We start from the raw sequence: 15146 nt of genomic DNA, 5'->3' as shown, positions 1-15146 counted from the left end.
GGTCCGTGCCTGCAACCCTGCCGCTGCTCATGGCGGCCTACGGCACCATTTCGCGCGCCAGCGCCGCCGCGTGCTGCACCACCAGCTCAAAGCCGGCGCGCCGTACGCGAAAGCTGTTGTAGAAGTAGTGCGCGGTCTCCACTTCATACCCGCCCTCATCGTACGCCGCGGCGGTCGGCAGATAGCCAAGCAGGCCGTTGGCATAGCCGACCGTGTACGCCGCGCCGCCCGCCGCGCTGCGGACCTGATCCGTGAACGTCGAAAAGATCTCCGCGTTCAATCCCAGGAAGAGCGCGCCGCCGATACGCACCGCGCTCAGTTCGACCTCCCGGGTGTCGCTCGCGGTCCCATCGCGAACAGCCTGACTCATGGTCTGCCGCCAGTTCTCGACGGCGCGCCGGTAGCGTGCGCCCCACTCCGGGAAAGCACTCTCCTCGTCGAGCGCCCGTCGCGCCGCCGCCTCGATTTCTTCCAGGCTCAGGCGTTCGATTGGCAACGGCACGATCCGCGCACGCACGCGCAAACCGGCACCCGGCTCTGGCGCGGCACGCCGCAAGGCTGGCACGACTGCGCCCGCGATCTGTTCCCCCCAGGCCTGAATCTGGCTGAACGGCACATTCTCGGCGGGCGGGTTGAGATTGGCGCAGGCCCCGTTCGTGACCAGCGCGACCGGCCGCCCCGGCAGTTGCCGCGTCACGGCGTGCGCCACCTGGCCGGGCACATCGGCGCTGATCTGACGGTTGCCGGCGCCCAGGGCGACGCCATGCATGGCGTAGTTGGTCAGCACGGCTGCGAACGTCCCGTCAGCGCGGCGCCAGCCCACCGCGGCCACGCGTGGATCGGTGTGGGCCGATGGCCGCCGCCGTCGATCGATCGCCAGATCGCAATGGCCCTCCACCCGGATCACCTGGCATTCCTCCGGCTGAGCCAGCGCCGCGCTGGCCACCTGCTGAAGCCTGGTCGACAGCGACGTGACGTAGGACGCGTCATACGTGCCAGCTTCCTGGAGATGGATCGTTGGCGGCCCCGAGTGCGTGTGCGTCGCCGACAACATCACCTGGGCAGGTGCCAGCCCATGGCGCGCCGCGGCCCACTGGCGGAATTCAGTAACAAAGTCGCGTTCCAGCCCGATCAGATCGACATGCACCCACAGCAGGCGTTCCGGCCCGTCGGCCAGGTACAGCGCCCGGGCCAACAGCGGATCGAGCACGCCCACGGCCGGCTGGGTGCGTGCGGCGAACCCGGACAGCTCGCGCCCCGGCGCCGGGGTGATTTCAACCTGCGCGGCACCGACGATCATCGTGCTTCCACCTGACCATACTTGTCCGCCAGCCCACGCCGGAGGTATGCGATATCATCGCCGAGGGTCCTGCGCGTGGCCGCGTAGCGATCGGGAAAGGCCTGCTCCAGGCGCGCCTGCAGGTCCTCCAGGTGCCGAATGTACAGTTCACCGATGTAGCGCGCGTGCGGCGCGGCGATCAGCCGGTTGAATTGTTCCCGGACGGGGTTGTATCCCGTGCCGCCCCCATGAAGCAACATGCCGGGATAGGCTTCGACCAGGTCCTTCAAGGCGCGGCGCTGCGCCTCCGACTGCCCGAGGTGCAGGATGGCCTGGCTGATCGACCGCGCCGGATCATAAGCGCGCGGGTTGTAGGCGTAGTCGGCGCAGGTCAGCAGCGGAATTCGGTTAGCCTCGTTCTGAGTGCACAGGGGGTTGCTCATGTATCCGTCGACGACCTCGCAGACATCCCGATCGCGGCCGACGACCGGACCCAGGTGCATCGTCGGCTGGTTGTCGTTCACCGGGTAATTATCCCAGAGAAACAGCCGGTGCTTGACAATCTCACGATATGACTCGGCGGCCTTGCGCGTCACGCGGCCCACCACCTGATCGCCCGTCCAGAACACGTATATGTCCGGGTGCAGCTCGCGCGCCAGGATTTCCAGGTATGGGCGCTGTTGCGCACCGGTCCCATCGCCCCAGTACCAAGTCGGGCAGAAGATCAGTTTGGCCTCCCGGTCGGCCGCGCGCAGCCGCCGGAAGACTGCGTTGACCAACCGCACCTGCCCGCTGGCGTCAATGCCCTGGGTGATATCGTCCAGGGCGACATTGAACCATTGGACGCCGAGACCCTGCATCCAGGCATAGTGCTGCCACAACGCTTCGAGATCCTGGGGGTCGTCGTACTTCACCGGGCGGCTGGAAGACAGACCGGGGTTCAGGCTGAAACAGAATTGGAGGCCGGCCTGCTGACAGGCGCGCACGATCCGCTCGTAGGCGTCGCGTTTGGCCGGCGGCAGCGGCTCCCACCAGCGGTTCACACGCGGGTCGCCGGCGGCGAAGTGCTCCAGGTCCCACATGCTCCCGTAGCAGTTCATCAGGAAATTCAGCTTGTATTCTACCAGCACCGGGATTTCGGCCAGGTACTGTTCCGGCCGCCACATCCAGCCCTTGATGCCGCGGATACGGAAGCCCGGCGACTGTCCCTCGGCCAGTGGCTCCGGCAGCGGCCGGACCGTCTCAGTCAGGATCACCTGAAAGTCGCTGGTGATGTCCGGCCTGGACGCCGGCGCAGCCTGCGCCTGCGCGGCAGCCGGACGCGGCACCGGCAGCACCGTCACCGTGGCAAGCAATCCGAGATAGAACGGTCGCATGTCACTTCCTCCCTGGCCACCGGCGGCTCCGCCGTTACCACCCGCGCGATCACCCAGAGGCCTAGAGCCAGAGCGGCAGCGGCGCCAAGCGCTGCCGTGGTCCAATCTCGAGCGAAGGTGGCGTTCGTGGCCAGTACCAGCCCCAGGCACGCCAGGATCCCCAGGATCGCATCGCAGATCAGGCGCCCGACCGACGCCTCGCCCGCTGCGCGCCCTACGCCAGCACGGACCGGACCCCAGCAGCCGGGCGGCCGGCAGCGTGCGTAGAAGCGCTTCAGGGTCTCAAGCGACTCGGGCGGCGTAAGCAGCGTCACGCCGATCTGGATCACCGCAGCCAGACCGAAGAGCAGCGCCAACCCCTGCCAGAACGGATGCCGGCCGGGGTCCCCGAAACCCAGGTTGAACCACACGATCCACGAGGCGGGCAGTGTAAGCAAGACCGCCGCCAACTCGCCCCACACGTTGAACCGCCACCAGAAGAACCGCAACCAGGCTAGCGGCAGCAGGAAGATCACCATGGCATTGTTGATATACATAAACCAACTGACCATGTTGTCCACGTACAGCACCGTCAGGCCCGCCGCCAGCCCAAACAGGACGACCGTGGTCAGGCGGCTGATCCAGACCTGCCGCGTCGGGCTGGTCCGCAACTGCGGCGCGAGATCGTTCACCACGAAGCTGCTGCCCCAGTTGATCAGCGAACTGAGCGTGGACATGTAGGCCGCGGCCTCCGCCGCGATGAGGATGCCGACCAGGCCCAGTGGCAGGCGGCAGGCACGCACCACCGCGCCCCACGCGTGTGCGGAATCGTCGAGCATCTGCACGCCCGCCGGCGCCGCGCCCTTTACATCCGGCGACCAGAACAGCGACATCGCGATCACACCCAGGCCGATCAGCGGCAACGTGCGCAGCGTCAGGGCCAGAAACGCGTTGAAGAGCTGGCCCGCAACCGCATGCCGCTCGCTCCTGGCCGCCATGAAGCGCTGCGCCGTCATCCCCTCGCCAGCGGTCGGCGACCCGGCCAGAAACAGCCCGCACACCATGAGTGTCAGCAGTGTCCACTGATCAACACCCGCGGTTGGCGGCGTCTGCACGAGTCCGGCCGGCCGCACCGCGGCCACGGTCTCCAGAATGTGGCCCCAGCCCCCGAACTGCGGCACGGCCAGTAGCAGGAACAGGCTGTTGCCCAGGATAAGAATCAGGAACTGCACCACGTCCGTGTAGACCACGCCGGCCAGACCGCCAAACATGGTGTAGATGGCCGTGACGCCGCCGAACAGCAGCAGGATCACCGTCGGTGACAGGCCCACCACCGGCGCGATGGTCTTCACGAAGAAGCCGGTGATGTAACCGATCTGGATCACCGAGAAGCCAAAGCAGCACACCGCCGCGTAAGCCGTGCGGGCAAACCGCGCCGGCCGACCGCCGTAGCGCAGTGAAATCAACTCGGCAGTGGTCATGACCTGCATGCGGCGCCAGAGCCGTGCCCAGATTACCGCCACCAGCGGCATCCAGATGATCCAGGCCCCCCACCAGAGCCAGTTGCCGACCAGGCCGTAGACCAGCACGAGCATCACGAACCCACCGTTGCCCGACTGGTACGTGGCGGTGTTGGATACGGCGATCGACCACCAGGGCAGCTTGCGACCGGTTGTGAAGTACCCCTCGGCTCCGTGCCGCGAGGCCTGGCGAGTGAAATAGAGCCCGACGGCCAGCGAGATCGCACACAGCAGCGCGACCACGGCCCAGTCGACTGGGTGCATGCCAACTCCCTTGGAGAGGCGCCGCCTGCTGCGACGACGGGACCGCACAGGGGCAGCCGGGCCGACAAAACCGACCCGCCCGAGGCGGGCTCATTCTATCCCGGCCAGCGGCCAGCAACAGCGCCCCTGCCCGCTTCGTGTCGTCGCGCATGGCGTCGATCGGCTTCGGCACGGCTTCGGTCACAACGCCGTCCGCCAGGCCGCCATCGCAGCTCAGCACAGCGTGGACGCGCGTAGTGGCCACTGTGCCCGGACCCGGCCGCAGGGACTCAGACCCCGCGCGCCGACGGGCGAGCGAATTACGAGCGCTTCGACGCCCGGCGGGCAGGTTTTTGTTGACACTCAGGGGGTGACGTGCTTTCATGGTCCTTGGGCCCTTCACCGCACACATTGCCGCGCGGTCTCCGCATCCCGCTGCGAAGCCAGGTAGGCGACGTTGCAAAGGAGACCTGTGCCATGTCGAAGATCACGGTGAGCGTCATCAAAGCGGATGTGGGTGGCTACGTCGGACACTCCAGCATGCACCCCCAGCTCATGGAAGAAGCGGAGCGGCACTTGAGCGCGGCCCGCGACAAGGGCCAGCTCATCGACTTCCGCGTCATGCACTGTGGCGACGACCTGGAACTCATCATGACCCACCAGCAGGGCGTGGAGAGCATGGACGTCCACCGGCTGGCCTGGGACGTGTTCGTCGCGACCACGAAGACGGCCGCCAGCATGAAGCTATACGGCGCTGGCCAGGACTTGCTGGCGGACGCGTTCGCGGGAAACGTCAAAGGGATGGGCCCCGGCGTCGCGGAGATGACGTTCGAGGAGCGGAAGTCCGAGCCGGTCATTATCTTCATGGCCGACAAGACATCACCGGGGGCCTGGAACCTGCCCTTCTACAAGATCTTCGCCGATCCGTTCAACACCGCCGGGCTGGTCATCGATCCGGCGCTGCACGATGGTTTCAAGTTCCGCATCCTGAACCTGAAGGAGAACGCCGCCGTCACTTTCCTGTGCCCGGAAGAGCTGTACGACATGCTGGTCTTCATCGGCTCGCCGTCGCGCTACGCCGTCAAGGAAGTCTATCGGAAGAAGGACGACGAAATCGCCGGCGTGGCATCGGTGCAGCGCCTCGGTTACATCGCCGGGCGCTACGTGGGCAAGGACGACCCGGTGATGATCGTGCGCACCCAGAGCGGGTTCCCGGCGGTGGGCGAGGTGCTGGAAGCCTTCGCCCTGCCGCACCTCGTGGAGGGCTGGATGCGCGGAAGCCACGGCGGGCCGCTGATGCCGGTGAGCTTCGAGGACGCGCAGCCGACCCGGTTCGACGGGCCGCCACGCGTGATCGCGGCCGGGTTCCAGGTCTCGAACGGCCAACTCATCGGGCCGCGTGACATGTTCAAGGACGTGTCATTTGACGAGACGCGGCGGCTGGCCAACTTCGTCGGCGACTACATGCGCCGCATGGGGCCCTTTGAGCCGCATCGTCTCCCGCTGGACCAGATGGAGTACACCACGCTGCCACTGGTCATGACCAAACTGCAGGGGCGCTTCGAGCCGCTGGACGTGAAGGAAACCTGAACTCCGACGCCGGCCACGTGTCACACCTGAAGACACGGACTCACGGAGCCGGGGCGACCCCGCCCGCAGAGATCCGCGGGTGTCGTGAGCAGCCTGCCGCGGGCACCGGCGGCGTTCCGCTTCACCGGAACTCGCACCAAGGCTGGCCATATTCCTGGTACGATACCAGCGTCACAGAGCCGAAGAGCGAGACGTCGAAGACCCACACGCGGTGACAGTCACAGCCGTCGAAGCAGTCCAGGAAGCCGTCGTCGATCGTGTAGCGATACGTCCCGCCCAAAGCGGCAACCGTGATCTGATCGTCCATGCCGATCAGGTAGTTCGGTTCCGCGAACTCGACGGCGGCCAGCGCGGCGTAGATCGGTCCGAGGGCGTTCGCATTCAGGTTGTCGCAAAACGAGAGCGTCCACCAGGTGCCGAAGATCAGCTCCTGGCCCGTCAGCAGGTAGTACGCATTCAACGCGTTGTATTCGTCCAGCGGCTGACCCGCGACCAGCTTGACGATGAGCTCGTTCGGAACGTAGTCCGGATCATCGGTCACGGTGACCAGCACCGGGTACGCCGCGCGGATCCTCGCCAGGTCACCAAGTATGCGGTCGTACTGCGCGTCCGGCGCCCGCAACTGACCGGTGAGTTGCATGGCCAGCATTTCCGCTTCGAGACTCGCGCGGTGCGGACCGTAGTCGAAGTACTGGCGGCCGACGAGCGGACTCAAAGTGGCGAAGTCACCGAGGTCCACGTCGCCGTCGGGGCCGAAATCGGCGCGCTCCGCCACGACCGGATCGCAGGCCGGCGTCACGCCCGGCCCAGCCATGCAAGCGGCAAAGGCCCCGAGGTCCGTGAACCCGACGAGACCGTTGGCGTCCAGGTCACCCAGGCCGGCACATTCCGGCTGTGCCGCGGCGACGTGAACGCCGGCAACGAGCATCAAGACCGCCAGGCAAGATGATCTTCCAGACATGCGGACTTCCTCCACTCCGCGCCGGCCAGCCCGGACCGCTGCGCGTTCGACTCTGAGATCCCATTATACCACCGCCAGGGCGGGCGGGTGAGGCTGATCCAGCCTGCCGCGCCACAGCCGCGCCAGACGCGGCAAACACAACTTGCAGCGGGGCGCACCCGGCTGTGGTGTGGTACAATCCCGGCTCACACCACGCTGGAGACGCCGACATGCGCGCACCACGTGTACTGCTCCTGGCACTCGTCGCGGGGATCACGGGGTCGTGGCCGAGCGCGCTGCCCGCGCGCGGCGCCGATGATCCGAAGGTGCGGGCCCCGGCCTGTGCCGGGACCTGGTATCCCGCGGATGCGGGCGAACTCGCGAAATTCCTCGACGAACTGCTGGCACAAGCCAAGCCGCCCGCGATTGACGGTCCGCCGGTGGCGCTCATCTGCCCGCATGCGGGCTATCGCTTCAGCGCGCCGACGGCCGCGGCCGCGTACGCAACGGTGCGCGGCCACGGATTCAAGCGCGTCATCGTGCTCGCGTTCAGCCACCGCCACGCCAACCGCTATCATGGCATCGAAGTTCCGGGGGAACTGACCGCTTACCGCACCCCGCTGGGCGAGGTCCCAATCGACCGCGCGGCGTGTGCCCGGCTGCTCGGCAACGCCCTGTTCACGTCGAATCCCGCGGTGGATGCAGGCGAGCACTCGCTGGAACTGCAACTGCCGTTCCTGCAGCGCACACTGATCGACTTCAAGCTCGTGCCGCTGCTGATCGGGCAGCTGCGCGCCGCGGAATACGCCCAGGCCGCGCAAGCGCTCCTGCCGCTGGTCGACGCCAACACGCTGCTCGTCGCAAGCACGGACTGCACGCACTTCGGCCCCGATTACGGTTACGTACCGTTCCAGGAAGACGTACCCGACAAGCTCCGGGAGCTGGCGGAAAAGGCCGCCGCACCGCTGATCCGCTGCGACTTCGACGGTTTCGCCGAGCACCTGGACAAGACCGGCGACACGATCTGCGGGCGCAACCCGGTGCTCTTGCTCCTGCGCGTCCTCTCGGCGCAGGGTGGCGCGACAGGTGTGCGGGCCGCGTACGACACGTCCGGTCGCCAGCTCAACGACTATCGTAACAGCGTGACGTACCAGTCCTTCGTCTTCACGCGCCGCTCCGGGACGCTGAACCCCACCGAGCGCGCGGAACTGCTGCGGCTCGCGCGGCAGACGGTGACGGCCACCGCGAAGGGCGAAAAGCTGCCCCCGGTGGACGCAGACAAGCTCCCCCCGGCGTTGCGGGCCGACGGCGCCTGCTTCGTCACACTCGAAAAACACGGCGACCTCCGCGGCTGCATCGGCAACATGGTGGCCGACGGGCCACTGCACGAGGCGGTCGTCCGCAATGCCATCAGCGCAGCCCGCGCGGACCCGCGCTTCCAGCCCGTGCGGCCGGATGAGGTCGACGAGCTCCATATCGAGATCAGCTACCTAACGCCCATGAAGCGGATCGGCAATCCCAATGAGATCGTGGTCGGCCGGCATGGCCTGCTGATCACGCTGGGCAATGACCGCGGCGTGCTGCTGCCGCAGGTCGCCTACGAACGCGGCTGGACGCGGGCGGAGTTCCTGGCACAGACCTGCCGCAAGGCCGGCCTGCCGCCGGACGCGTGGCAGCGGCCGGAAGCCCGGTTGGACGTGTTCGAGGCGGAGGTGTTTGGCGAGCCGGAAGGGCAGAAATGAGCACAACCATGCACGCATCGCGCGACAGCGACACCACGGTTGAACGGCGGCAGAGTTGGTCGCGGACGACCCGCCGGCGCTTTCTTGCCCAGGCCGGAGCGCTTGCCGCCGGGATAACGCTGCCCGGGGCGCGGCTCTTCGGCCAGAGTGCAGAGCCGAACCGCGGTCGCGCGCGCGTCGTGGTGGCGCGCGATGAAGCGCTGACTCAGGGCCAGCCGGACGACCACCGCGACCTGCTGGTCAAGCTCCTCAACGCTACCATCCAGAAGCTCACGGACGCGCCGGATGCGACCGCCGCTTGGCGCAAGTTCTTCGGCCCAAAGGATCGCGTCGGCATCAAGGTCAACGCGCTCGGGCTGTCGACGCAACCGGCGGTCGTCGACGCCATCATCACCGGGCTGCGCCAGGCCGGGGTCCCCGCCGAACAGATCATCGTCTGGGACCGCCTCGATGCCGAACTGGTCAAGGCCGGCTTCAAGCTCAACCATTCGGGCAGCGGCGTGCAGTGCCGGGGCACCGACGCCGAGCACGCCGGCCGGCGCGCCGCGGCCGACGGTCCCGGGCGCGGCTACGACGCCCGGATCGAAACCAGCGGTCAGATCGGCTCGGCGTACTCCCGCATCGTGACCGAAGATGTCAACGTGCTGATTTCCGTGCCGGTTCTCAAGGACCACAACCTCGCCGGCGCGACGCTGGGCATGAAGAACTTCTACGGCGCCATCCACAACCCGAACAAGTATCACGACCACAACTGCGACCCCTACATCGTCGACGTCGTGGCGCATCCGCACATCCGCGCCAAGTGGCGGTTGACCATCTGCGACGGCGTGCGTGCCCAATACAACGCCGGCCCGGGACAGCACCCGGGCTTCGCGTGGCCGTTCGGCGGGCTGATCGTGAGCAACGACGTGGTCGCGGCTGACGCGGTAGCGGCCGACCTGCTCGACAAGCAGCGCGTCGCGCAGGGGCTGAAGACGCTCGCGGATGAAGATCGTCCGGCGAAATACATCGCCACGGCAACGGCACGCGGCCTGGGCGAAGGCACGCTGAGCCGGATCGAGCTGGTCGAGGTATAGGATGGACGACCTCACCAACGTGTTCCGTTGCCCGACGCGCCGCGACGTGCTGCGTCTGGGCCTCGCGTGCGGCGCCGCATGTGCGTTCGGACCGGCCGCGCGCGTGCTCGCGCAGGACACTCCCGGCACGAGCGAGCTTTCCGGACCCAAGCTCAAGGGCGTCGCCCGTCATCCGGCACGGCACTGGCAGGCGCTGCCCGACAAGCGGATCAAGTGCACGCTCTGCCCGCGTGGCTGCGAAGTCGCGGACGTCGAGCGCGGTTACTGCGGCGTACGTGAGAATCAGGGCGGCCAGTACCAGACGCTCGTGTACGGCGCGGTATGCTCTGCCAACGTTGATCCCATTGAGAAGAAGCCGTTGTTTCACTATTTGCCGGGCACGACCGCGTTCTCAATCGCCACCGCCGGCTGCAACATCGAGTGCAAATTCTGCCAGAACTGGGAGATCAGCCAGTATCGGCCGGAGCAGGTCGAGAGCATCGTGGTGACGCCCGAGGAGCTGGTGAAGACGTGCCGGGCGCGGCGCGCCCCAACGATCGCCTACACCTATTCCGAGCCGACGGTGTGCTACGAGTATATGCACGACGTGGCCGCCGCCGGCCGCCAGCAGGGCCTCGGCAGCGTCATGATCTCCAACGGGTACATGCAGGAGAAGCCGCTGCGCGAGCTGTGCCGGCAGCTCACCGGCGTCAAGATCGACCTGAAGGCGTTCACCGAGAAGTTCTACCAGGACATGTGCGCCGGCGAGCTGAAGCCGGTGCTCGGCGCGCTGGAAGTGCTGAAGAGCACCGGCATCTGGCTCGAGCTGGTCGTGCTCATCATCCCGACACTCAACGACTCACCGGCAGAAATCGAGCAGATGGCGAAGTGGGTCGTGCAGCACCTCGGGCCGGACGTGCCGATGCACTTCACGCGGTTTCATCCCACGTATCGCGTGACGAACCTGCCGCCGACGCCGGTGACGACACTGGAGAATTGCCGCCGGGTGGCGCTGGATGCCGGCGTGCGGTACGTGTACGCGGGTAACGTTCCCAACCACCCCGGCGAAAACACCTACTGCCACGGCTGTCAGCGGCTGCTGATTCGGCGGATCGGCTTTCAGGTGGCGGCGAACGAGCTCAAGGACGGAAGGTGCCCGAAATGCGGGGTGGCGATTCCGGGGGTGTGGACGCAGGAGCAGGCGCTGGCGTTCAAGCCCGCGGAGCCGGCCGCCGCAGCGCCGCCAGCGTCGCAGCCGAGCTGAGCTTCAGCGCCGCGAGCAACCACGCGGTCATCACGGTCCCAAACACCGGTACCAGCAGCACGCCGCAGAGTAGCGCGCCCAGGCATGCGCCGGCGTGATCCGCGCCGACGACGCTGCCGGCGGCGCCGCCGGCCCGGCCGGACAGTGTGAGTTGCAGGTGGCCGGCCAGCGCGAACGTCGCCCCGCCGAACAAACCCGTCACGGCCACCAACATGGAGATGGACCATTCCACAGCAGCCGCGTGCTGAAGTGTCGCGAGCGCGTGCAGCACGGGTGGAGTCGCCAGCGCCAGGATGGCGAGCAGCACATCCACGGCAATGAGCGAGCGCCAGACATGCACGCTCGAATTGCGCCGCGCCGCGCGCCGGCCAGCCCACACGCACCCCACGACCAACCCGCCCATGAACAGCGCCACAATCCAGCCGATGCGCTGGTAGACGTACCCGTACAAGTTCTGGAAAGCAAACAACAGCACGATGCTCAACGCCATCGTCACGAAGCCGGTTGTCGCCACCGTGAGCATGATGGCTCCGGCGACCCAACCCTGCCGGTTGCGATGACGTAATCGGACACTTGTAAGCGTAACGAGACCGAGGACAGCCAGTCCGCCGGCGACCGGCCCGAATCGCAACGTCCGCAGCCAGGCGACAAATTGTCGTCCGCCGCCGGCAGCACCGCCGGCCAAGCTCTCCCACAGCGCCAAACGCTGCAGGTAGATGGCCGGGTGCAAGTCGGTGCTGAGCGTGACCGGGCCGGCGGCGTCGAGGTCCGCCGACCGGCGTGCGAGCTTGCGCGCATCCAGCCAGTCTGTGGCGCCGGCGAACCACGCCGGATCGAACAGCCGCGCTGCCACCTGTCGCGCGCGATAGCGGGCGGCCAGTTCCGCAGGATCCGTCGTGATGAGGCCGTCTGCGGTCGCCGCCAGCACCTGCGCCGGATCACCCCATCCAATCACCACGTGCGCGAAGTGTCGCCGCAACGTAGCCCGCAGCCCAGAGAGGTACTCGCGCGACGCACCAGACAGCTCGGTCGGTGTCGCGGCTGCCGTGGTGCCCAGCACGGCGTGCGGCGTCATGGCGCGGCGCAGCTCGGCGAAGAACTCATCCGTATAGAAACGGGCGCGCTGTGCCGCGGTCGGCTCCGGCAGGCGGGCGATGACCAGGTCGAACCGTGCGCGCTGCGTCTTAATGTAGTAGCGCGCGTCGGCATAATGCACGGACACACGCGGGTCGGTGAGGGCCGCGCGGTCCGTGTCGGTCAGCAGCGGGGTAAGCAATCCGATCAGCAGCGCGTCGGGCTCGACATAATCCACGTGCGCCACCGGGTACCGGAGGATTTCTGCCAGCAGGCCCTCGGCGGCGCCGCCCAGCACCAGCACACTGCGCGGCGCGGGGTGCTGACACAGCCAGAAGTGCGCGAGCGGTGCAGACGTGTATGGATCCGGGAAATTCGCCGCCACATGCCCGTCGCAATACAGCGTGTATTGTCCCGCGCGCTGGCCGACCGCCAGATTCTGGTACTTCGATTCCGCTTCGGCCACCAGGTCGTAACCCGGCGCAACTGTCTGCCAACGACGGGCCACCAGTTGCCGGTTGAGCCGGTCGCCACCGAGCGCTGCAACCAGGAACACGCCGGTCGCCAGGACGCCGGACAATCCGGCGAGCACGCATCGCCGCCCGACCCGATTAATGGTTGCCAACAGCGCGCCGCAGGCGAGTACCGTGACGCCCGCGCTGACCAGCGCCGTCTGCACCGGGGCCAGGTGCTCGACGGCCCAGAAGCTGAAGGCCGCACCGCCCGCGAGGCTGCCGGCGGACTCCAGCCCATACACCCGCGCGAAGGACAGATACGGGGCGCCGCGGTCCGACGACGCGCCACCGCCGCGCGCAACGGCTGCCGCGCCCAGCCGCTGGCCGACACGGCACGCCAACGGAAACGCCGCCCCAACCAGCGCGCCGACGGGTGTGATGAAAAGCAGCGCCGCCCACGCCGCCCTCGGTAGCGGCAGCAACTCGCCCACCCCGGCACCCAGCCACGCGCGTGCGCCGCGAAAGATCCACAAGTCCGCGCAGGTTGCAGCGCTGAGGCCAAGCAGCACCGCGAGCAGCAGGCCGGCCGCGTGGGTCCGCCCACACTGGGTCTCGGCCATGCGCCCCCCAAGGACCGCGCCGAGCGCGACCCCCAGCAGCCACGCGAACAGTACGATGCCCCAGGCCAGCTCGCTGCCATACATCAGCACGAGCGCTTCGCGCAGCAGCAGCGACTGGGCTACGATCGCTTGCGCCCCCCACGCGAATACCAGCACCCCCAGCCCGGCGCGCGCGCCGCTGTCGCCAGTGCCGGACACGTCGCTCGGCTGTACAGCGGTCATTCGCGCCGCCCTCTGTCAGAACGGACCGCCCACATGATAGACTGTCGCGTGCCTCGATGGAGTAGCCGCCATGAGCACGCTTTTCGGCCGACGTTACGCCCGCCCGGCCGCGGCGATCAGCCGGACTGAAAAGACCGTCGGCGTGGTCATCTTAGTGCTGGTCGTGGGCCTCGTGGCTACCTTCATCACTGACGTTACGCGCAGGTCTGCGCCGCGACTCCAGGCGTCAACCATGTCGGATGCCCAGGCGCGCAAGACAGTCGCCGACTCGCACGCCTTCCCCGCGCTGGATTTCGCGGATTGGCGATCGCCAACCGGCATTGAGCGTTTTTCGGCTGACGAGCTATACGTCAAGATCGACGGCCAGGCCGAGGCATACCTGTCGCTCGGCGTGGTGGGTCTCAACTTCGGCACGTATTCCCGCCGCGACGATGACACGCGGACCATCGACGTTTACTGGTACGACATGGGCTCGCCGGAGAGTGCGGGGAGAATTTTCCAGCAGGACCAACCGCCCGACCGAACGGTCGTTGCGATCGGCGACGCTGCCTACGTAAGCGCCGGCGCGGCGTTCTTCCGCGTGGGTCGCCACTATGTGCAGGTGTTGCCGGCACAGTCCGCCGACGCGGAGGTCGCCCGCCAGATCGCCGAGCGTCTGGCCGCCAGCATCGCACAGCCGGTGCCCACGGGCCGCACAGAGCGAGCGTCGCATGAGCAGTGATGGCCTGACACGCCGCGAAGCCCTCGCACGCGGGGCCGGCGCCGTGGTGGCGACCGGGCTGGCGGCGACCGGTGCATACTGGCTGTCCCATCGCAGCGGGGTTGCTCGGCCGTCCGCGGCGCCGCGCCTGCCCAACTACTTCGCGAGTATTGACCTGCCTGACGCAAGTCCGCGCCTCAGCATCGCTACGGGCGATGAAGCCCGCATTGACGCCATGGTCCGTGCCGCGGTCGGTGGTCTGGACGCGCAGCTCGGCATGCGCCGTTTCATCACGGCGAACGACACCGTGGTCATCAAGCCAAACGCCGGCTTCGACCGCCCGCCGAGCCTCGGCGCGACAACGCACCCCGAGGTGCTGCGGACGGTGATCCGGCTGTGCCGCGAGGCCGGTGCCCGGCGCGTGATCGTGACCGACTATCCGATTGAATCCCCGGAGGCCTGCTTTGCCCGCTCGGGCCTAGGGGCGGTCGCCACCGCCGAAGGCGCCGACCTGGTTTGGCCGTCACCCGGCATGTTCGAGCTGTTGACGGTGCGCGCGCGCGCGACGCGGGACCGTGGCGAGGCCCTGGAACGCTGGCCGATCTTCACCCGACCGCTGCGGCAGGCGACCAAGCTCATCGGCATCGCCCCCGTCAAGGATCACAACCTGGCGGGCGGCTCGATGCAGCTCAAGAACTGGTACGGATTGCTCGGCGGCCGGCGTAACCAGCTCCACCAGGCCATCCACGAGGTCATCAGCGACGTGGCCCTCCTGTTCAGCCCGACGCTGGTCATCGCCGACGGCACGCGCGTCATGCTGCGCAGCGGACCGACGGGCGGGCGCCTCAGCGATGTGCAACCCGGCGGCGTGCTCAATCGGCCGGCGGTGGTCGCGTCCGTCGATCCCGTGGCCTGCGATGCGTGGTGCTACGAGAATCTGCTCGGCCGCAACCCGGGTACGCTGCGCTACCTGGAGCTGGCGCACGCCAAGATTGCCGCGGAAACAGCCGCTGGAGTGCGGCGCCATGGCGAGCGCGACTGGCGGCGGTATGCGACGGATGGCCGGATTGTGACGACGGACGTGTGA

Annotated in this window: 11 protein-coding genes; 6 read left to right on the top strand and 5 right to left on the bottom strand. The window is 67.7% G+C overall.

Annotated elements, in window-relative coordinates:
* Positions 1-37: 37 nt before the first annotated feature.
* Genes KA383_06305 through KA383_06295 form a run of 3 tightly spaced genes read right to left on the bottom strand, consistent with a single transcriptional unit; the run spans position 38 to position 4418 of the window.
* Complete coding sequence (locus KA383_06305) at positions 38-1300, bottom strand: hypothetical protein (GenBank protein MBP7745728.1); 1263 nt, start codon at positions 1298-1300, stop codon at positions 38-40.
* Positions 1297-2655: a beta-N-acetylglucosaminidase domain-containing protein gene (locus KA383_06300; protein MBP7745727.1), complete on the bottom strand. Its 1359-nt coding sequence runs from the start codon at positions 2653-2655 to the stop codon at positions 1297-1299. Before KA383_06300 ends, KA383_06305 begins: the two co-directional genes overlap by 4 nt.
* Positions 2619-4418, bottom strand: coding sequence for a sodium:solute symporter (locus KA383_06295; GenBank protein MBP7745726.1), 1800 nt, complete (start codon positions 4416-4418; stop codon positions 2619-2621). The genes KA383_06300 and KA383_06295 overlap by 37 nt, the downstream gene beginning before the upstream one ends.
* A gap of 456 nt (positions 4419-4874) precedes the next feature.
* Between KA383_06295 and KA383_06290 the strand changes: the two genes are divergently transcribed.
* Positions 4875-5987, top strand: a complete 1113-nt coding sequence (locus KA383_06290) for a fructose 1,6-bisphosphatase (protein ID MBP7745725.1) — start codon at positions 4875-4877, stop codon at positions 5985-5987.
* A gap of 121 nt (positions 5988-6108) precedes the next feature.
* Here KA383_06290 and KA383_06285 read toward each other — a convergent pair whose 3' ends face one another.
* Positions 6109-6948 (bottom strand): hypothetical protein, encoded by an 840-nt coding sequence (locus KA383_06285; GenBank protein ID MBP7745724.1) that lies wholly within the window; start codon positions 6946-6948, stop codon positions 6109-6111.
* Positions 6949-7157: 209 nt separating this feature from the next.
* Between KA383_06285 and amrB the strand changes: the two genes are divergently transcribed.
* From amrB to amrS, 3 genes are read left to right on the top strand one after another with little or no spacing between them, the layout of a single operon-like run.
* Positions 7158-8669, top strand: coding sequence for an AmmeMemoRadiSam system protein B (amrB, locus tag KA383_06280; protein ID MBP7745723.1), 1512 nt, complete (start codon positions 7158-7160; stop codon positions 8667-8669).
* 8 nt (positions 8670-8677) lie between these two features.
* Positions 8678-9745, top strand: a complete 1068-nt coding sequence (locus KA383_06275; GenBank protein ID MBP7745722.1) for a DUF362 domain-containing protein — start codon at positions 8678-8680, stop codon at positions 9743-9745.
* A 1-nt stretch (position 9746) separates the two neighbouring features.
* Complete coding sequence (gene amrS, locus KA383_06270) at positions 9747-10988, top strand: AmmeMemoRadiSam system radical SAM enzyme (protein ID MBP7745721.1); 1242 nt, start codon at positions 9747-9749, stop codon at positions 10986-10988.
* Here amrS and KA383_06265 read toward each other — a convergent pair.
* Positions 10936-13359, bottom strand: coding sequence for a hypothetical protein (locus KA383_06265; protein ID MBP7745720.1), 2424 nt, complete (start codon positions 13357-13359; stop codon positions 10936-10938). The genes amrS and KA383_06265 overlap by 53 nt on opposite strands.
* 70 nt (positions 13360-13429) lie before the next feature.
* On the opposite strand from KA383_06265, the gene KA383_06260 reads away from it, so the two are divergent.
* Complete coding sequence (locus KA383_06260; protein ID MBP7745719.1) at positions 13430-14080, top strand: hypothetical protein; 651 nt, start codon at positions 13430-13432, stop codon at positions 14078-14080.
* Positions 14070-15146: a DUF362 domain-containing protein gene (locus KA383_06255; GenBank protein MBP7745718.1), complete on the top strand. Its 1077-nt coding sequence runs from the start codon at positions 14070-14072 to the stop codon at positions 15144-15146. The genes KA383_06260 and KA383_06255 overlap by 11 nt, the downstream gene beginning before the upstream one ends.

The organism is Phycisphaerae bacterium (assembly GCA_017999985.1).
In the GTDB taxonomy this organism is placed as follows: Bacteria; Planctomycetota; Phycisphaerae; order UBA1845; family Fen-1342; genus JAGNKU01.
The sequence above is the reverse complement of the archived record's forward strand: the minus strand, read 5'-3'. Positions and strand labels throughout refer to the sequence as shown.